We start from the raw sequence: 19,276 nt of genomic DNA on the forward strand, positions 1-19,276 counted from the left end.
AAAAAATTATCCGGAAAGAGGATCAGACGTTGCCCTTGCCCCAGCGGAAGGCGCGCCCAATGCCATCGAGGGAGAAGATGATCATGATCCGCTGGTCGCCGACGGATCGCACGGCCTCCACCTCCACCATCCAGCAGTGCGGCATGTAGGCCAGCCCCACACTTGATTCCACGGTATGGTTGGCGGAAAAGGACTTGTTCAGCGCGGCCGTGGCCAGCAGGGTTTCGGTGAGCCTGGCCTTGATCCGGCCTGTCAGGTCATGCACCGACTCCCCCAGGTCGGTGTAAAAATAGGGGGCCTTCATGGTGCTGTCCTCAAGGTAGCGGTAGTCAAGGGAGAAGCTGTGCCCGGCCCTGAGAGCATAGCTGCTCAACAGCTGGTAACGGGTCACCCCCTTGCCGTACATGCTCACGTTGGTCTGATAGCGCACCTTCCAACGCTCCAGTGGGTACAGCTCGAAATCAAAGCGGAGATCCGACCAGTCGTAGCGGCGGGCATCGGCTGCAACCCGCATGGTTTCCGGGTTCTCCGCCCGGAAATCATAGGTCTGCAACACCTTGAAAAGCGCGAAATCCCGGTTCCAGAGCTCGCCATCCTCCCGCGTCCCGCCCATGCCGAAATAATTGTTCAGCTGCCAGGTGAGCCAGTTCTCCCGCTCCAGGTTGTCCACCGTGTCGAGAAGGGGCAATCTCTGCTCCTCGGTTCTGGTCACGTATTCATAGAGCAGATTGGGGCGGATCATATGCTCAAGCCAGTCCGCCTCGCCCGCCCCAAAGTCAAACTCGCGGATGAGGGTGGTGGCCATGTTGCCGGTGAAATCAAAGGCCTGCCGATCCTGGAAGCGGTCATACTCCCAGTCGGATTCACCGTAGTTTTCGATCTGGTAGACGGTTTCCCGCACCCCGCCGGTGACCTTGCCCTCCACCCAGCCGCCCCGGGGCAGGGAGGTGATGAGCTGGGGGTGCAGATCCATGCGCTGGGCGCCGAGCCCCTCTTCCCGCCAGTAGTTGACGTATTCCGTGCCCCAGGCACCGCTCACGCCGGAATCGCCAATGGGCATGCGGCCGGAAAAACCAAACCTGGGCAAGGCCTGCAGGGGAGAGGTGGAACGGTTGCGAAAAACATACTCGCCACTCTCCAGCACGCCATCGCCGTCATCCGTGGTGAGCCTCAGATCGTGGGCCGCGTTCTGCCTGGTCCGCACCTCCCCGCTCAACACCATATTGGCCCAGGCCTTGGTCAGCTGCAGGGCGGACTCGCGTTCGGTAAGGGTTTTTTCCTGCAGATCGCGGCGGAAATCATCGAGGAACAGATCATTGCTCGCCGTATAGCCCAGGGCACCGCCTTCGAACTCCTGCATGTAGTCCTGATCGGAAACCAGATCAAGGTCGAGCCTGGCGGTGAGATCGTCACCGAAATCGTGATCCGCCTTGCCCCGCAGCCAGTAACGGTTGTTGGCTCTCCGAATCAGGCCGTCGGTCTTGAACTCGTCGTCCAGATCCGCGCCATCCAGCAGATCATCCCGCAGAAAACTGAGCATGAAGGTGCCGAAAGAGTTCGCGCCCCGCGCATAGCGGTACTGGGCGCCGTAGAGGGCGCCGCGTTCGGAAAGATAGCCGGGATAGAGGGTCACGTCCTGGCTTGGGGAAATATTGACAAAGAAAGGAGCCGTGATTCCGAAGCCGTCCCGGCTGGAATGGGACCACTCCGGGAAAAGAAAGCCGCTCTCCCGCTTGGTCTTGGCCGGAAAGGTCAGATAGGGTGTATAGAGCACCGGCACATCCTTCACCTGGAGGCGGACATTGCTGAGATGGGCCATGCCGTCCACGGTGAGCTTGGTCTTGCTGCTGCGGAAAGACCAGGGGGTTCTTTCCCCTTCCACGGTTTTGCAGGCAGAGGCCCAGCCGTTGGTGAGGGTATAGGTGAAGTCGCCGGTCTTGACCACCTCGTCGCCGCGGACGAACATATGGGTCTCGGCCATGAAAATCGTGGAGTCGGTGAAGGTGCCGGTTTTCGCCTCCAGATCGAGATCGGCGCTCCTGGCGGCGATCTCGTCCCGGGCGGAAAGCACGTAGACGTTGCCGCGGGCCTTGACGGTGCCGCGCTCCACATCGTAGCGCACCCAGTCCGCCCGGATCACCATGGCCTTGGGATCCTGCTCCTTGGGCCGGGTCAGGATGACATTGCCTTCGGCCAGGATGCTCTCCGGATCCTTGAGGTGAATGAGGCTGTCCGCCGTGATTTCCCAGGGAACGGGCTTTGCGAAGAGTGGTTCCGGAGAAAAGCCGAACAGGATGAGCAGGATAACGGCAAGGCTATGCGGGATGTTCCGGTTACGCAGCATGTTTCCTCATTGGCGCGATAACTCCGTTCAGCTACACTTTTTTTGCGCTTCGGACAAAGGCCGGCCTCCGCCGGGCACCTATCTGTTGCAGGCGTCGTCGCGCAGGACCGCGCCGGTGCTGCCGGAGGTCACCAGCCTGGCGTAACGGGCCGCATAGCCGCTGGTGATCTTCGGCGCCGGCGGCTGCCAGGCGGCCTGGCGCTTGGCGAGAATCTCCTCGGCCACGGCCAGCTCGATCTTCTTGCGGCGGATGTCGATATTGATGCGGTCCCCCTCCTCCACAAAGGCGATGGGGCCGCCGTCCGCCGCTTCCGGGGAAACATGGCCGATACAGGCGCCCTGGGTGCCGCCGCTGAAGCGGCCGTCGGTGATCAGGGCCACGCTCTTGCCCAGGCCCATGCCGATAATGGCCGAGGTGGGGGAAAGCATCTCCGGCATGCCCGGACCGCCCTTGGGGCCGCAGTAACGGATCACGATCACGTCGCCGGCCCTGATCCGCCCCTCGAGAATGGCGGCCTGCGCCTCGGCCTCGGAGTTGAAGACCCGGGCCGGGCCGCTGTGGGAGAGCATCTCTTCGGAAACCGCGGACTGCTTGACCACGCAGCCATCCGGGGCCAGGTTGCCGTAAAGCACGGCGATGCCGCCGAATTTGTGATAAGGCTCCTCCACCGGCCTGATGATATCCGCATCCCGCACCTTGACCTTGTCCAGGTTCTCGCGCAGGGTCTTGCCGGTAACGGTCATGACGTCGAGGTTGATGCCGGCGTCGGAGTTCAGCAACTCCCGCATCACAGCGGGTACGCCGCCGGCCTCGTCCAGCTGTTGCAGGCTGTGCGGGCCGCCGGGGATCAGGCTGCACAGGTGCGGCACCCGCTCGCTCACCTCGTTGAACAAGGCCAGGGGCAACTCCACCCCTGCTTCCTTGGCAATGGCGGGCACATGCAGCACCGTGTTGGTGGAGCAGCCCAGGGCCATGTCGATGGCCATGGCGTTCTCGAAGGCCTTGCGGGTGGCGATATCTCGCGGCCGGATATCATCCTCGAGCAGCTTCATCACCGCCATGCCCGCGGTTTTCGCCAGACGAATCCGCGCCGCGGCCACCGCCGGGATGGTGCCGTTGCCGGGAAGCCCCAAGCCGATGGCCTCGGTGAGGCAGTTCATGGAATTGGCGGTGAACATACCGGCGCAGGAACCGCAGCCCGGACAGGCCTTGTCTTCCAGCTCGGCCATCTCCTCGATGCTCATGGAGTTGGCCTTCACCCGGCCGACCCCCTCGAAAACACTGACCAGATGCACGTCCTGGCCGCGGAACTTGCCGGTGAGCATGGGACCGCCGCTCACCATGATGGCCGGAATATTGACCCGCAGCATGGCCATGAGCATGCCGGGAGTGACCTTGTCGCAATTGGGGATCAGCACCAGGCCGTCGAAGGGATGGGCCATGGCCATGATCTCCACCGAATCGGCAATGATCTCGCGGCTGGCCAGGGAATATTTCATGCCCTGATGGTTCATGGCCAGGCCGTCGCAGACGCCGATGGTGCCGAAGGCGATGGGGGTGCCCCCTGCCATGCGCACCCCGGCCTTGACCGCCTCTAAAATCTTGTCGAGATGGGCGTGCCCGGGCACTATTTCACTGTGGGCATGGCAGATGCCGATAAGCGGCCGTCGGATTTCCTCGTCGGTATAGCCCATGGCCTTCATCAAAGAACGGTGCGGGGACCGCTCCAAACCTTTTCGGATTGCATCGCTGCGCATCTGTTTCATGGCTTGATTCTCGCTTATTTTACTGAATTTACCATACTTTCATCAGAATTTTGAATCTTAGCAGGCCGCCGTCTGCTGTCAAGGCAAAAGTCGCTTGCAACCAAATTTGCCTTGCGAATAACAAGGGATTGTTTTAACTTGCAATTTAAGTAAAAAGATCTCCGGCCCGAGCGCGGAGCTTACGCCAACCCCCATTAGACAACGGATCCAACACTGTCCAGCCGCCCCTTGGCTGCACCCTGAAGACTGCATGAAATATATATTCGGACCGGTCAACTCCCGTCGCCTGGGGATATCACAAGGCATTGATCTGGTCCCTCCCAAGATATGCAATTTCAACTGCATATACTGCGAGGTGGGCGCCACCACCAATTTGACCTGCGAGCGACGCGAGTATATCCCTCTGGCCGAACTCTTCGCGGAAATCGACAGCCTGCTCACCGATCCGGATCATATCGCCAGACTGGACGTCTTCACCCTCACGGCCAGCGGCGAGCCCACCCTGCACAGCGGCATCGGCAAGGTGATCCGTTACATCAAGGAAAAGACCAGCAAGCCGGTGGTGGTCCTGACCAACGGCTCCCTGTTTTTCCTGCCCGAGGTACGCAGGGATCTGCTTGAGGCGGATATCGTCATCCCTTCCCTGGACGCCGCCCGGGAGGAAAGCTACCGCCGGATCAACCGGCCGGCCTCCTGCGCGCCCTTGCAGGAACTGATCGCCGGGCTGGTTCAGTTCCGCAAGGAATTTCCCGGCCGGATCTGGCTGGAGATCCTTCTGGCAAAAAACATCAACGACAGCCCCGAGGATATTGCCGCCCTGGCCGCGGCGGTAAAGGAGATCCGGCCCGACAAGGTACAGCTCAACACGGTGGCAAGGCCCCCGCTGGAAAGCTTTGCCAAGCCCCTGACCCGGGAAGAACTCGAAGAAATTGCCTGTCATTTTTCCGTGCCCGTGGAGATTCTTGTTGATTTCACCACCCGCAGCCGGGAAAAATTCCGCAACCCATCCGAGGATGAAATTATCGATATGCTGAAACGAAGGCCCTGCACGGCAGCAGATGTCGGCGAAGCCCTGAACCTGGAACCCGCGACAACCCGTTCCATTTTAGAAAAATTGGCCGAAAGCGGCCGCATCATACAGACGAGCCACCATGGCAAACAATACTACCAAACCAACAGATGAAAAGGCCAACGGCCAGCAGGCAGAGAGCAACGAACCGACCTCGGTGATCGCCCGGGTGAGCAAGTGGTTCAAACCCAAACGGACAGGCCAGGAGAATGGCGACGAACCCGCCCCCCCTCGCGCCACCTCCGCGGATCCGCAGAACCGGAGCGAGTCGGCAGGACAGGCGACCGCCGGAGATAAAGGCGAGCAGCCGCGGGAGGGGGGGCAGAAACCCCGGCGCCCACGCCGGAAGAGACCGAGCAGCCGCCGGAAACCACGCACGCCGGAAGGGACAGCCCCCGAACAGGACACCGGGGCTGACGAGGCGCTGCCCGCGGTGGCCGAGGCCCCTGCCCGGCAGGGAGTCGCCGGCAGGCAGGCCCCGAAAAAGAAGGAGCACGCCCCGGCATCTGCCAAGCCCGCCGGAGCCAAGCCTGCCGCCAAGGCGGACACTGTCCTGAAGCTGCTCATCAACACCGACGAGCCGGAGGAGTGCCGGGTGGTGCTCCTGGAAGGCGGCAAGGTGGAATCCTTTTACGTGGAAACGGTGAGTCAGGCCCAGACCAAGGGCAATATCTACAAGGGCCGCATCACCGCGGTGGAGGCCAATCTGCAGGCGGCCTTCGTCGACTACGGCAATGAAAAAAACGGCTTTCTCCCCTTCAGCGACATCCATCCCGAATATTATTCCAAAGAGGTGGGTGAGGATACCCACTGGAAGGATCTCCATATCCAGGACGTGATCAGCAAGGGCGAGGAGGTGCTGGTGGAGGTGGTGAAGGAGCCCACCGGCAATAAGGGCGCGACCCTGACCACCTATCTCTCCCTGCCCGGCCGCTATCTGGTGCTCATGCCCGGCAGCGACAGCGCCGGGATTTCCCGGAAGATCGAATCCGAGGCTGAGCGCAACAAACTGCGGGAGATGGTGGACAGCGTCAGCATTCCCGAGGGAATCGGTTACATCATCCGCACCGCCAGCCAGGAAATCACCAAGACCGCCCTGGCCCAGGATGTCCGTTTTCTCTTGAACCTCTGGAAGGAGATCAAGAAAAAAGGCCAGACCGCCAAGACTCCCTCCCTGTTGCACAAGGAGCAGAATATCATCTCCCGCTTCCTGCGCGACCACTTCACCACCGACATCCAGGAAATCCTGGTGGACAACGAAGAGGCCCTGCTTCAGGTGGAAAACTTCCTGGAGCTGCTGCCGGCCGCGCAGCGCAAATCGACGGTGGCCAAACTGCACAAGGGTTCCCAGCCACTTTTCCATCAGTACCATGTGGAAAAACAGATCGAGCAGATCTACCAGCCCACCGTGCCTCTGCCCTCCGGCGGCTCCATTGTCATCAACCCCACCGAGGCGCTGGTGGCCATCGACGTGAACTCGGGCCGCACCGGCAAGGACAAGAACTTTGAAGACGCGATCTTCCTGGCCAACATGGAAGCGGCGGAGGAACTGACCCGCCAGCTCAGGCTCCGGGACCTGGGGGGGCTTATCGTCGTAGATTTCATCGACATGCGGGAATCAAAGCACATCCGCGAGGTGGAGAAAAAGGTGCGCGACTGCATGAAGCGCGACAAGGCCAAGGTGGACTTCTCGAAAATATCCAAGTTCGGCCTCATGCAGATCTCCCGCCAGAAGATGGCGGCGCCGGTGGCGGTGGGCAGCTACCGCATCTGCCCGCACTGCCAGGGCCGAGGCATGGTCCGCTCGGTGGAGACCCAGGCCCTGGTGCACCTGCGTCATCTCCAGACCGGGGTTTCCCGCAAGCAGATAAAAAAGGTGCTCTGCCGCCTGCCCATGGAGGTGGCCCAGTATATCCTGAACAAGAAACGGGCCGACCTCCTCGAACTGGAGCAGGAGAATCAGGTGGAGATCCAGGTGATCGCCGATCCCGCCATGCCGCCCACCGAGAGCAAGATCGATTTTCTCAAGGAATAGCCCCTGGCCGGGTGACCATAAAAAAAGCCGGCTTCCGCCGGCTTTTTTTATGCTATGACTTGCCCGGTTGCGCCAGCAGCCCCTTGGCGAGTTCCCGCCGCTTTTCCTCCTTTTCGTCCCGCATGAAAACGATGAAGCAGACGCCCACCACCAAAAACACGCCGGCAGTGGCGAAGGAGGTGGTGAAGCTGCCGGTGCTGGCATTCAGGGCCTGCGAGAATTTGCTCATCACAAAGCCGCCCAGGCCCCAGGCCGTAAACAAGGTGCCGTAATTGACGCCGAAGTGCTTCATGCCCCAGAGATCCTTGGCAAAGGTGGGGAAGAGGGCAAGATTGGCGCCGTAGTTGAAGCCGATCAGGGTGGCGATCAGGACCAGCAGCAGGGCGTTGGGCTGCGGCGCGCCGATGATGGGGATTGCCCCGAACATCATCGCCGCCTGCAGGGTGAAGACCCCGGCCAGGGTACGGCAGCGCCCCACCTTGTCGGCAAGGTTGCCGGCGACAATCCGGCCGGCGGCATTGCCCACCGCGAGGATGGCCACGGCCAGGAAGGCATTGGCGCCCAGACTGCTCTTCGCCATGCCGGCCACGCTGCCGATCACCATGAGGCCGGCGCCGGCACCGATGAAATAGAGAAACCAGACCCGCCAGAAATCCGCGGTGCCCAGCATCTCCCTGGGAGTCAGATTGACATCCTCGAAAAGGCTCCTGGCCGCGGCATGCTTCGCCGTGCAGGCCCTGCGGTCGATAAAGCCCTTCGGCTTGAAGCCCTCCGGCGGGTTGACCAGAAAAAGAGCGAGGAGGCTCACCACCAGCAAGAAGGCGATGCCGAAAAAGAGCATGGTCTGCGAGAGTCCGCAGGCACCGAGGAGGTACTGGGCCAGAGGCGCTATATAGACCGAGGCCAGGCCGAAGCCCGACACCACGATGCCGGCGATCAACCCGGTCTTGTTGGGGGGGAACCACTTGAGGGCCGGCGGAGTCGCCGAGGAGTAGCCAAAGGCGATGCCCATGCCCACCAGAACCCCGAAGCCGAGAATCCAGTGGAGATAGGAGGCGGTCTGGGAAATCCAGACAAAGCCCAGTCCCACCAGCAAGCCGCCGATGATGGCGGTCAGGCGCGGCCCATATGTGTCCTGGCATTTGCCGGCGATGATCATGCTGCAGGCAAAGACCAGACAGCAGACTGCATAGGGATCGTTGAGATTGGCGGGATCCCAGTTAAAGGCGCCAGCCCCTCCCGCCTCGATGGACTGCCTGATCGCGCCCTTGAAGATACTCCAGGCGTAGAGCACTCCCAGGGCCAGATTGATGCCGGTCCCCGCCGCTGTTACGGAAATTCCCCTGTCCGCTGTTTTCTCGCCCATGTCCTCTCTCCATCTCAACAGGTTTGCCGCCTCCCGCACCGAAAACGCACACTCCAAGAAACCGTAACATCGCGATTGTCTTGGAAAAGAACACCATTACCCTGATTACACCGCCGAAGGCTGCCCCCTGTCAAGCAGAATAATTTCAGCCCGGGCCGCGCTATTTTTCTCGACCTCGCAAAGGCGGACGGGTACCTTACGAAAAAATCGCCCCAGGCTGGAAATTGCCCCTGCAATCCTCGGGCCCGGCATCCTTTTCCCGGCGGAAGAAGCTGTGTCATGAAACGCGAAAAAAAACGGATTGCCCTGCTCTACCGCGGACCACAGCGGGAGGGAAGGGATGACTTTTCCTCCTTTGTGCCCATGGGCCTCTTCAATGTCTTAAAAAGCCTGCTCGCCGCGGGCTACCGAGTACACCTGCACAATCTCTCCGGAACCCCGCGCGCTGCCCTGCGCGACAGCCTCGCGGCCATGAGAGCCGATGCCTTTCTCGTTTCCGCGTTTTTCGGCTGCCACCACGAGGCCTCCCTCCTGGCGGAAACCGCGAAAAAAATCTCCCCGCAAATGCCCGTCATCCTGGGGGGACCGCTTTCCGTGCTGGGCGTGGCCATCCTCGCCCAGATGCCGGCAATCGACTTTGTCATCCGCGGCGAAGGGGAAGAGAGCACCGTCGATCTCCTCGACTTCCTCTTTGCCGGCGGCGCAAATCCGGCGGCCATCCCGGGCGTGGTTTTCCGCACCGCGGCCGGTCCCAGGCAAAACCCCGCCCGACTGCTCGCCGACATCAACCGCTATTTTTTTCTCCCCTCCGAACTGCTTCCCCACTGTGCCGGGGTGGCGCCGGAAAACTTTTCCGTGCTCATCTCCTCCAGGGGCTGCCCATTCCACTGCGCCTTCTGCTCCTCCACCGTGCTCTGGCAAAACAGGGTCCGCCACCATCGCGTTGACCTGCTTGTCAAATACCTCAGGGACCTGCGCAAGACATTCGGGGCTCTCTACTTCAGCCTGCGCGACGAAAACTTCCTGGTCAACCGCGGCCATGTGGAAGAATTCGCCGGGGCCCTCAACCGGGCCGGCCTTTACTATCTCTGGAACGCCCAGGGATCGCCGCATCTCATCGACGACTGCCTGGCGGCCACCCTGGCCGAGGCAGGCTGCGACCAGATCCAGATGGGAATCGAAACCATCACCCCACGCCTGCTCGCCCTGCTGAACAAAAAAGGCGACCCGGGGAGGACAATCGAAGCGATCAACGTTCTCCGGCGCCATCTTATCCGGCCCTTCGGCTATTTCATCTATGGCATGGGCGAGTCAGAGGCAGAGGGAAAGGAGTCCCTTGCCTTCATCAAAAAAGCAGGACTGCTCGACGCCGTGGCCTCCCCCCTGGTGCTCTATCCCGGCACCAGCCTGGCCGAGGGGACACCCCCGCAAAGGTTTTTCGCCGCGGGCGAGTTGCTGCTCCACTCCCCGGACTCGCGGAAAAAATGGCAAAAAAAATATGAACAGGCCGTAGCGCTGCTCCATAGCCGGGGGGGATTCACCAGGGAGGAGCTTTTCAGGGAAAAAAAGGCCAATCCGATCACCTCGGTGGCGCGCCACTTTTACCATCTCGACCGGGGGGAACTGCCCCGGGCGGAAAAGACTCTCCTGGCCATGACCGAGGCAAGCCCGAACAATCCGTGGGCCTTTGAACTCCTCGCCCGGTTCTACGCCGAAACCGACGCCGCCGACAAGGCGCGCGCCATGACAATGGCCCTGCGGCGGGTGCTTTCCAGCCCCGAACCCCGCTCCTAACGGGCCTTTCCCCTTTTTACCAGACGAACATTTCGTTGCATGTTTCCCGCATCTTGGCCACAATATCATTGATATTGCATTGTCCCATCCGGAAAAGAGGCACGAAAGACTTCCCCGACAAGGAGAACCAGCACATGCAGAGGTACAACCATTCCCTTCCGCCCCGGTGCCGACGCCTGTTCCTCGGCGGCGTCCGGCGTTGCTTCGCTGCCCTCATGCTCACCCTTCTCCTGGCCGGCGCCGGCTATCCGGCCGCCAAGCCGGAGCCGGTCCGGATCGCCATCACCCCCTGCACCGACATCATGAAGTCCTTCAAGGTCTATCAACCGCTGGCCGCCTATCTGGAACGGCAGATCCAGCAACCGGTGGTCCTCGTGATCCCTCAGCACTTCGCCGAGTTTGAACGCTCCGTCAGGGCGAAAAGCGTGGAATTCACCTTCCAGGCGCCGCACACCTATGTGAGACTGGCCCATCTCTACCGCCGGGAGACACTGCTCAAGGCCCTCACCCCTGAAGGGAAAACCAGGCACCGGGGCGTGATCATCGTCCGCAGGGACAGCCCCATCAAGCGGATCGAGGATCTGAAGGGGAAACACGTCATCTTCGGGGCGGAAAACGACATGGCGAAGTCACTTTCGGCAAAACGCCTTCTTGGCGCGAAGGGTATCGATCCGGAGAAGGATCTGCGCGGTTACAAACACAACGGCAGCTGCGAGTCCATCGCCCTCAATGTGTTTCTAAAAGAAACCGATGCCGGGGCGGTCTGCGACTACTCCTTCGCGGATCTCGACGAACCGGAGGATATCGCCGAAAGCGAGATCCCCCCCCACCAGCTGAGGGTTCTCGGAGAAACCGAAGAGATCCCCACCTGGGTCTTTGCGGCCCTGGCCAAAGTTGACGACGGGCTGGTGGCGAAGATCATCACGGCGCTCACCGCCCTGACCCCGGAGAACAGGGAGTATGGGGAGGTTCTTGAATCCGCGGAGGTGGGGGGGTTCATTCCCGCCAAGGACAGCGATTTCGATGAGGTCAGAAAAATCGTGCCCATGGGCCGTTAGCGCGCATGATCACACTCAAGACCAAGATCGTCCTCCTCGTCATCGGTCTTGTTGCCGGCGCCCAGCTTGCCACCGGCTTGCTCATCGTTTTCCGGGTCCAGGAGGCCATGCACCATGAAAACCACCGCCGCGGTCTGGCTGTGGCCTATGACCTCGCCCATGTCTCCGCCCGTTCCCTTATCAGCCGGGATCTGGCTGAACTGCGAAACTACGTGCGCTTTACCATGGACCAGGAATTTGTCACCCAGGCCATGGTCGTCGATCCCGACTGCCGGATCGTCATGCACAACAATCTGACACAGGTAGGCGCACAGTACGCGGGGCCCTGCCAGCACACCGGGGAGGCGTTCAGCGACCATTACGCGAACGAGAAAGGGGAAACCGTCACGGACATCCGGGTTCCCATCGAGGCGGCTGGCACGGAACTGGGCGCCGTCATCCTCAGCTACTCGCATATCGGCATTGAAAACGAAATGAAGCTGCTGAGCAGCAAAATTTTCCTTATTCTCTGCCTCGGTTCAGGTCTCGCCATCCTCTTCGGCATCCTGCTCGCCGAATACATTGCCCGCCCGATCAGACACCTTTCCCGGGCCGCGGAAGATCTTGGCGGCGGCTGCTTCACGATCAAAAGAATGGGTGAGGAGTACAGCGACGAGATAGGCGACCTTGCCAGATCCTTTTACGACATGGCCGGCAAACTGGAAAAAGAGGTGTGCCATGACCCCCTGACCGGCCTTTACACCCGCAACGTCTTCCAGATGCGCCTGGTCGAGGAGTGCGCCCACAGCCTGCGCCATAACTGCCCCCTTGCCGTGCTGATGCTCGATGTGGATCATTTCAAACAGGTGAACGACACTTACGGCCATGTTGCCGGAGACGAGTCGCTCCGGCACATTGCCGGCATCCTGAAAAGCCAGACCAGGGGCGGAGATTGCGTGGCCCGTTACGGGGGCGAGGAGTTCGTTCTGCTTCTGCCGGAAACTCGCAAAAAGGCCGCCTTGCATGCCGCGGAAAAGATCCGGAAGCGGATCGAGACGGAACCCTTCCGGTCGACCGGCGGGACCGTGATCAAGCTCACGGTCAGCATAGGCATCGCTCTGTTTCCGGAGGATACCGACGACTACACCTGGCTGCTCGAACTTGCCGACCAGGCCATGTATGAGGCAAAGAAAGCCGGCAGAAACGCCGTGGTGCTGGCAAGCGCTTCGCAACGGACAGGGCAGGACTGATGGAAGATTGAGCGCGGAGGGGGAAGAGAGCCTCCCGCCCGGCAATGCGGGCGCTATTTCCCTGCCTGCCGGGATTTTCCGCTCTTTTGAAACTTGTAGACCGCGCGGTTGTGCTCGGCAAGGGTGGCGGAAAAATAATGGGAGCCGTCGTTTTTTGAGACGAAGTAGAGGTAGTTGCCCTCCGCCGGCCGCAGGACCGCCTCGATCGCCTCCCGACCGGGATTGGCGATGGGGCCCGGCGGCAGACCTTTGATCACATAGGTATTGTAGGGGGTGGGCTGCCTGAGGTTCTTCCTGGTGAGATTGCCGTCAAAATCGGTGAGCCCGTAGATCACGGTGGGATCTGTCTGCAGCCGCATCCTTTTCTGCAGCCGGTTCAAAAAGACCCGGGCAATGAGCGGCCGTTCCGCCGGCAAAGCGGTTTCCTTTTCCACGATGGAGGCCAGGGTGAGCACTTCATGGCTGGTAAGCCCGAAGGGATTATCGGCCAGGTCTCCCAGCTGCCCGCGCACCTGCCTGCCCCTCTCCGCCATCATCCCGATAATCTCGGCAACGCCCTGCCCCCGCGCGAGATGATAGGTGTCAGGGAAGAGATAGCCCTCAAGGCTGTCGCCCTGGGCCCCGTATTTTTCGAGAAGCTCCTGATCGCGGACCAGGGCAAGAATCTGCTCCCGCTCGCCCCAGCCGCCGGCCGCCAGGAGGTCGGCAATCTGATAGATGCTCGCGCCCTCGGGGATGGTGAGGGGCCAGCGCACACTGGAACCGGACGCCAGGGCCAACAGCACCTCATAATGGGTTTGCCCGGCCCGGAAAAGATACTCCCCGGCCTTGAGCCGCTGGGTGAGATCATGGTACCGGGCGAGATGAAAGAAGCGCCGATCCGGCCGGATCACCCCTTTTTCGACAAGAATCTTCTGGATACCGAAAAAGCTGGTTTTGGGAGGAATCGACACATGGAGGCTGGCGCCCTCGACAAGGGGCCCCGGGGAGACGGCGTAGGACCAGAGCCAGAAAGCCCAGCCGGCAAAAGCCAGGAGCACTACGGCGCCGAACAGGCCGAGCAGGCGGCCGAGGACGAAAAGGGTGCGTCTTTTTCCCGCCGCCCCCCTCCCCTCCAAAAAAGTCATCGGCGGCCGACCTTTGCCGCCAGGCAGGCAACCATTGCCTCAATCCCGAAAAACAATGGCAAGGATGCGATCCATGTTCTTCACCGGGATGAAGGTGATTTTTTTGCGCAAATCCTCCGGGATCTCCACCAGATCCTTCTTGTTGAGGTCAGGGATGATCACCGTTTCGACCCCGGCCCGCAAGGCCGCCAGGGCCTTTTCCTTCAGGCCGCCGATGGGCAGCACCCGTCCGCGCAGGGTGACCTCGCCGGTCATGGCCACATCCTGCCGCACCTTCCTTTTGGCAAGGGCCGAGTACATGGCGGTGGCGATGGTCACGCCGGCGGAGGGGCCATCCTTGGGAATGGCGCCAGCCGGCACATGCACGTGGATATCCACCTCGTCGAAATAGTTATCGGCAAGCTTCAGCTTCTTGAGACGCGACCGGCAGAAGCTCAGAGCGGCCTGGGCCGATTCCTTCATCACCTCGCCCAGCTGCCCGGTCAGGGTCAGGTTCCCGCGGCCCTTGAGGATGGAAACCTCCACATAGAGAATCTCACCGCCCACCTCGGTCCAGGCGAGGCCGGTGGCCATGCCCGGCTGGTCGATGATCTCGGTTTCCGACTCGGGTGAGAACTTGGGCGGGCCGAGATACTTGCTCAAGGTCCGCTCGGTGATGGCAAAGGGCCCCTTGCCGCCCTCGGCGACCTTCCGGGCGATCTTCCGGCAGATGGAGCCGATCTCGCGCTCCAGGTTCCTCAAGCCCGCTTCCCGGGTATAGTTGGTGATCACCCTGGCCAGGATGGCGTCGGTGAGCTGCACCTGCTTGCCGGTGATGCCGTTCTCCTCAAGCTGGCGCGGCACCAGATAGCGCCGGGCGATTTCGATCTTTTCCTCCAGGGTATAGCCGGCAAGCCGGATCACCTCCATCCGGTCGTAAAGCGGGGCCGGAATGGTGTCCGCCATGTTGGCGGTGGTGATGAACATGACCTTGGAAAGGTCGAAGGGCATGTTGAGATAGTGATCGGTAAAGTCGCTGTTCTGGGCCGGATCAAGCACTTCAAGGAGAGCAGAGGAAGGATCGCCCCGGTAATCGGAGCCGACCTTGTCGATTTCATCGAACATGAAGACCGGATTGTTGGAGGCAACGGTCTTGAGCCCCTGGATGATGCGGCCCGGCATGGCGCCGATATACGTGCGCCGATGCCCGCGGATCTCGGCTTCATCACGCATGCCGCCCAGGGACATGCGATGGAACTTCCGACCCATGGCCCGGGCGATGGACTGCCCCAACGAGGTCTTGCCCACGCCCGGCGGGCCGACGAAGCAGAGAATGGGTCCCTTGGTCGTCTTGTTCAGGGAGCGGACGGCCAGGTATTCGAGGATACGCTCCTTGACCTTTTCCAGCCCGTAATGATCCGCGTCGAGCACCTCCTTGGCGATCTTGAGATCCAGCCGGTCCTTGGTGCTCTTCCGCCAGGGCAGATCGAGAATCCAGTCAAGATAGGTGCGGATGATGGTTGCCTCGGAGGCATCGGGGTGCATCATCTCCAGGCGCTTGAGCTGCTTGCTCGCCTCCTTCTTGACCTCCGGCGGCATCTTGCCCCGGGCGATCTTGTCACGCAGTTCATCCAGTTCCTGGGAGCGTTCGTCGATATCGCCCAATTCTTTTTTCAGGGCCTGCAACTGCTCCCGCAGGTAGTACTCCCGCTGGGTGCGGCTCATCTCTTCCTTGGCCTCGGACTGGATCTTGGCCTGCATGGTGGAGACTTCCAGCTCCTTCTGCAGGTACTCGGCCACCTTCCGCAAGCGCAGGACGGGTTCGAAAGTTTCCAGGACCGCCTGGGATTCGGAAACCTTGAGCTGCAGATTGGAAACCACCAGATCCGCCAGGCGGCCGGGCTCTTCCACGTTGTTCAGGATGACCATGAGGTCGGAGGACATGATGCCCTTCAGGGAGAGGATCTTTTCGGTCTGTTCCCGGACATTGCGCATCAGGGCCTCGACCTCCACCGTGACCTCGCCCACGTCCTCGTCCTTGATCAGCTCGATCCTGGCGATATAGTGCGGGTCCTCCTGGACAAAGGCATCAACCCTTGCCTTGCGCAGAGCCTGCACCAGAACCTTGAGTCTGCCGTCGGGCAGTTTCAGGGTACGCATGATCATGCAGACCATGCCCACGTCGTACATGTCCTGGGGCTGCGGTTCGTCCAGCGAGGCGTCCTTCTGGGTGACGAGCATGAGCAGCTTGTCCTTGGCCATGGCGTCGTTGACCGCGCCCACGGACGCGGGCCGCCCGACAAAGAGGGGAATGATCATGTAATTGAAGATGACCACATCGCGAACCGCCATGAGGGGCAGCTCCTCGGGGATTTCCTGCCCCTCGGGATCATGGAAATCATTCAGCTCGGAAGTTATGGAGTCATTGATGTCCACAACAGGCCTCCTGTTTTTTAGTAAAGCCAGCCGGGCGGGCGGAAAGCGCCGCCGCCGGGGAATGACCGTTTAAGGGTGCAAAAATAAGCACACTCACCAGTGAAGTCAAGGCGGGATCGGCATGGCGGCCGAAACCGGAAATCCTCTTGAACAAATCGCCTTTTTGCACCATATTGCGCTCTGCAGATGGAACAGCAACCGCGGCAAATACAATCAATCATGCCACGACAGGCAACAAAAAACAACTTTAACCGCCTCCCATGACGCTTACCAACAGCTCTTTTTTTGACACCGACAACTATGCCCACAAGGATCTCTTCCTTGCCGACGAGTACCCATGGCAACCCCTCAGCCGTCTGAAGGCTTACATGGCAGAGTACTCCTACCCCGAGATCGTCTGGCCGCAGACCATGGGCCCCATCGCCACCACCCTGATCCTGCATGAAAACAGGCTGAGCGAGGCGGACAGCGCCACCAGCATCGAGTTCAACGACGCCACCAAGGGCAAGCTCAAGGTGTTCCGCAACGGCCGGCTCCTGGCCGGAGCCAGCGTCATCATGGCCGGCGTGGTGCTTGCGGGCGGCCCGCTCGCCGTTGGGGAAGGGGTACTGATCGAATCAGGCGCCTTCATCAAAGGGCCGACCATCATCGGAAACCAGAGCGAGATCCGGCAAGGAGCCTACCTGCGCGGATACTGCCTGGTGGGAGCGCGTTGCGTCGTCGGTCACGTCACCGAGGTCAAACACGCCATCTTTCTGGACGATGCCAAGGCAGGGCACTTCGCCTACCTGGGCGACAGCATCCTGGGAAACGAGGTCAACCTGGGCGCCGGCACCAAGCTTGCCAATCTGCGTTTCGCCGGCGGCGAGGTGCTCGTGAAAACCCCGAGCGGCGCCATCGGTTCCGGCCTGCGCAAATTCGGGGCGATCTTCGGCGATCGAGCGCAGACGGGCTGCAATGCCGTCACCAATCCCGGCACCGTGCTGGGGAAGAAATCCATCCTCCTGCCCAACACCACCGCCCCCTCGGGCTGGCACGGCAACAACTCCCTGATCCGCTGAGAGAACTGTCAGGATACGCCGTGCACGGCGTAATAGTTGGAAAGCCCGAGGACAACTTCAAGAAAGATGGCCGCCGTCAGGAAGATGCGGATGCTTCTGCCCAGGGGCAGCCGTTCTCCGACCAGGCGCTGCAGCACCGCGACAATCACCAGGGTGGCGCCCAGGTTGATGGGAGCCACCGAGAGGATATGGATGAGGGTTTCCACCAGGGACTGCATGGCCTTGCCCGGAAAGAACCGTACGCTGGCAAGCAGATAGACAATGGACAAGAATCCGAGGGAAAAATATTCTTTTAGGCGTTGCATGGCTTCCTGAAGATGAAAAGGGTTCCCGTCTTTGCAAAGGCGTTTTACAGTAGCGTATTTTCGGAGAAATGGGAACAGAAGACCCCTTGAAAAGAAAAAACACCATGCGGCCCGGCGTTTAAAAAACACCTTGTCGCATGGCCCACCATACGAGAGAAACCCCGATGAAACAGATCAGCGCCCTTTTTTTCCCGGAAACCCTCCCCCTGGAGACGGAGCTTATCCCCCTGCTTCTCTTCTGCGACACGGTTTCCCATTACGCCCTCCCCCCCCTGCCGGAGGAAGCGTGGCGCGAAAGCCTCGCCAAAGCTGGCCTTTGCGCCGGATACAACCCGGTGCTGCTTGCCGAGGAGGAGCAAAACCGTTTCCAGGCCCTGGTTCGAGACCTGAAGGGGCATGAGGGGGAATTCTATGGCGGCGCCCTCGCTTCCCTCGCCGTCGGAATGCGGGACCGTGAGGAAGCCGCGACCTGGTCGCTCGCCAGCCGCCTGCGCGCGGGGACGGCCCCCATGCCCCGGGAAGGAACGGAACAGGAGACGCTCTGGCAGGCCATGCTTCTCTTGAAACTTGCCGAAATGCTCGCGGAGGAGGAACGGGAGATAGCGCAGGGGCTGGCCGCCATCTCGAACAGGGAAGCGGACCTGCTTGCCGCCCTCAAGGGCGAGCAAGAGGCTGACGGGGAGGAAGAGCTGGAACTGGAAAACCTCATTGCCCAGCAGGCCGTAAGCGGACCGGCGCTCAACCTGGAGCGGCTGACCAGGGCCTGGGCCGCCCTCTACCTGCAAGACGGCCGCCGGGAAGAACACCCGCTGCTGGCGACATCTCACCCGGAACTCCACGCCCTGCTGGCGGATACCCATGAAACGCTGACGGGAAAATCCCCCCGTGAACTGCTGCGCCTTCCCCTGCCGGTTGTCGGGGCCGCGAGCGAAAAATTCCCGGCCCTGCGCGACAAACACCTCAAGGCGCGGGAGGAACTTGCCCTCCTCATGGCGGAAATCGCCGCCGGAGGGGTGCTTTCCCCTGAAATTCTCACGGCTTTCGACCGGGAAAGGCGAAAACTCGCCCAGTCCGCCGCCCCCACGGCCCAGGACGACACCGAGCGCACCCTGACCCTTTACGCATACGAAGGCGCGTCCTTTGCCCTGCTCTTTGCCAAGCTCCGCGGCAGGGAACAGCCGCCCGCGGAAATACCCGCGCCGCAACTTCGCACAGGACTCCTGGCCGTGCTTTCCTAGCAGGAGAGCCGGAAAGAATCAACGGTAAGGATTGATGGTCAGGACCGGGCAGGGAGCGGTTTTGACGATTTTTTCCGCGACGCTGCCGAAAAGAACCTTTTCCAGCCCCTTGTAGCCATGGGTGCCCATGATGATCATATCCGCCCCCTGCTCCTCGGCATAACGGTTGATCTCGTCGGCCACATCGCCGGAAAGGATGGCGGAGGAAGGGGCGGCGAGGCCGGGCAGGGTCTCGGCGAGGAAGCTCTTCATCTTTTCCCTGGCGCTTGCCACCATCTCGTCCTCGAACTGGGCGATGGGCATGTGGGGCACGAAAAAACCTGAATAGTCGTCAAAACTCTGCACCACGAAAACAACAGCGAGCCTGGCTTGGAACTTGCCGGCAAAATCAGCGGCGTCACGGAGAATTTTCTGGGAATTTTCCGAGAAATCAACGGGAACGAGAATTTTTTTCATTTCCTTCATAAC

General features: G+C 60.9%; 15 protein-coding genes. 7 read left to right on the plus strand and 8 right to left on the minus strand.

The genetic code is table 11. From position 1 onward, the window contains the following. Positions 1 to 22: 22 nt before the first annotated feature. Positions 23 to 2,344, minus strand: coding sequence for an LPS-assembly protein LptD (locus tag ACUUL3_RS11980; protein ID WP_448551658.1), 2,322 nt, complete (start codon positions 2,342 to 2,344; stop codon positions 23 to 25). A 78-nt stretch (positions 2,345 to 2,422) separates the two neighbouring features. Then, entirely contained in the window at positions 2,423 to 4,102 is a 1,680-nt protein-coding gene (gene ilvD, locus ACUUL3_RS11985; protein ID WP_448556480.1) for a dihydroxy-acid dehydratase, read from the minus strand. Positions 4,103 to 4,361: 259 nt separating this feature from the next. Between ilvD and ACUUL3_RS11990 the strand changes: the two genes are divergently transcribed. Both ACUUL3_RS11990 and ACUUL3_RS11995 read left to right on the plus strand, forming a co-directional pair. After that, positions 4,362 to 5,294, plus strand: a complete 933-nt coding sequence (locus tag ACUUL3_RS11990) for a radical SAM protein (protein ID WP_448551660.1) — start codon at positions 4,362 to 4,364, stop codon at positions 5,292 to 5,294. Next, positions 5,263 to 7,215 (plus strand): Rne/Rng family ribonuclease, encoded by a 1,953-nt coding sequence (locus tag ACUUL3_RS11995; RefSeq protein WP_448551661.1) that lies wholly within the window; start codon positions 5,263 to 5,265, stop codon positions 7,213 to 7,215. Before ACUUL3_RS11990 ends, ACUUL3_RS11995 begins: the two co-directional genes overlap by 32 nt. Positions 7,216 to 7,267: 52 nt before the next feature. On the opposite strand, the gene ACUUL3_RS12000 is transcribed toward ACUUL3_RS11995, so the two are convergent. Further along, on the minus strand, positions 7,268 to 8,581 hold the full coding sequence (locus ACUUL3_RS12000) for an L-lactate MFS transporter (protein WP_448551663.1): 1,314 nt from the start codon (positions 8,579 to 8,581) through the stop codon (positions 7,268 to 7,270). A 279-nt stretch (positions 8,582 to 8,860) separates the two neighbouring features. On the opposite strand from ACUUL3_RS12000, the gene ACUUL3_RS12005 reads away from it, so the two are divergent. From ACUUL3_RS12005 to ACUUL3_RS12015, 3 genes are all read left to right on the plus strand, one after another. Then, entirely contained in the window at positions 8,861 to 10,375 is a 1,515-nt protein-coding gene (locus tag ACUUL3_RS12005) for a radical SAM protein (protein WP_448551665.1), read from the plus strand. A gap of 134 nt (positions 10,376 to 10,509) precedes the next feature. Further along, entirely contained in the window at positions 10,510 to 11,433 is a 924-nt protein-coding gene (locus tag ACUUL3_RS12010) for a phosphate/phosphite/phosphonate ABC transporter substrate-binding protein (protein ID WP_448551667.1), read from the plus strand. A gap of 5 nt (positions 11,434 to 11,438) precedes the next feature. Further along, positions 11,439 to 12,662: a diguanylate cyclase gene (locus ACUUL3_RS12015; protein WP_448551669.1), complete on the plus strand. Its 1,224-nt coding sequence runs from the start codon at positions 11,439 to 11,441 to the stop codon at positions 12,660 to 12,662. 53 nt (positions 12,663 to 12,715) lie between these two features. On the opposite strand, the gene mltG is transcribed toward ACUUL3_RS12015, so the two are convergent. The 3 genes from mltG to ACUUL3_RS12030 form a co-directional block, all read right to left on the minus strand. Then, positions 12,716 to 13,789, minus strand: a complete 1,074-nt coding sequence (gene mltG, locus ACUUL3_RS12020; protein WP_448551671.1) for an endolytic transglycosylase MltG — start codon at positions 13,787 to 13,789, stop codon at positions 12,716 to 12,718. 39 nt (positions 13,790 to 13,828) lie between these two features. Continuing rightward, positions 13,829 to 16,120: an endopeptidase La gene (gene lon / locus ACUUL3_RS12025; protein ID WP_448556482.1), complete on the minus strand. Its 2,292-nt coding sequence runs from the start codon at positions 16,118 to 16,120 to the stop codon at positions 13,829 to 13,831. Positions 16,121 to 16,190: 70 nt separating this feature from the next. Further along, positions 16,191 to 16,376, minus strand: coding sequence for a hypothetical protein (locus ACUUL3_RS12030; protein ID WP_448551673.1), 186 nt, complete (start codon positions 16,374 to 16,376; stop codon positions 16,191 to 16,193). An 88-nt stretch (positions 16,377 to 16,464) separates the two neighbouring features. On the opposite strand from ACUUL3_RS12030, the gene ACUUL3_RS12035 reads away from it, so the two are divergent. After that, positions 16,465 to 17,265 carry a hypothetical protein gene (locus tag ACUUL3_RS12035; RefSeq protein ID WP_448551675.1) on the plus strand — a complete coding sequence of 267 codons (801 nt, stop codon included), beginning with the start codon at positions 16,465 to 16,467 and terminating at the stop codon, positions 17,263 to 17,265. An 8-nt stretch (positions 17,266 to 17,273) separates the two neighbouring features. On the opposite strand, the gene ACUUL3_RS12040 is transcribed toward ACUUL3_RS12035, so the two are convergent. After that, positions 17,274 to 17,570 (minus strand): hypothetical protein, encoded by a 297-nt coding sequence (locus tag ACUUL3_RS12040; protein WP_448551676.1) that lies wholly within the window; start codon positions 17,568 to 17,570, stop codon positions 17,274 to 17,276. A 164-nt stretch (positions 17,571 to 17,734) separates the two neighbouring features. Here ACUUL3_RS12040 and ACUUL3_RS12045 point away from each other — a divergent pair, with 164 nt between their 5' ends. Next, entirely contained in the window at positions 17,735 to 18,808 is a 1,074-nt protein-coding gene (locus ACUUL3_RS12045; protein ID WP_448551678.1) for a hypothetical protein, read from the plus strand. 18 nt (positions 18,809 to 18,826) lie between these two features. On the opposite strand, the gene ACUUL3_RS12050 is transcribed toward ACUUL3_RS12045, so the two are convergent. Beyond that, the gene (locus ACUUL3_RS12050) at positions 18,827 to 19,273 is read right to left on the minus strand and encodes a universal stress protein (protein WP_448551680.1); all 447 of its coding nucleotides are present in this window, start codon (positions 19,271 to 19,273) and stop codon (positions 18,827 to 18,829) included. Positions 19,274 to 19,276 lie beyond the last annotated feature (3 nt).

Source organism: Thiovibrio sp. JS02 (assembly GCF_053485635.1).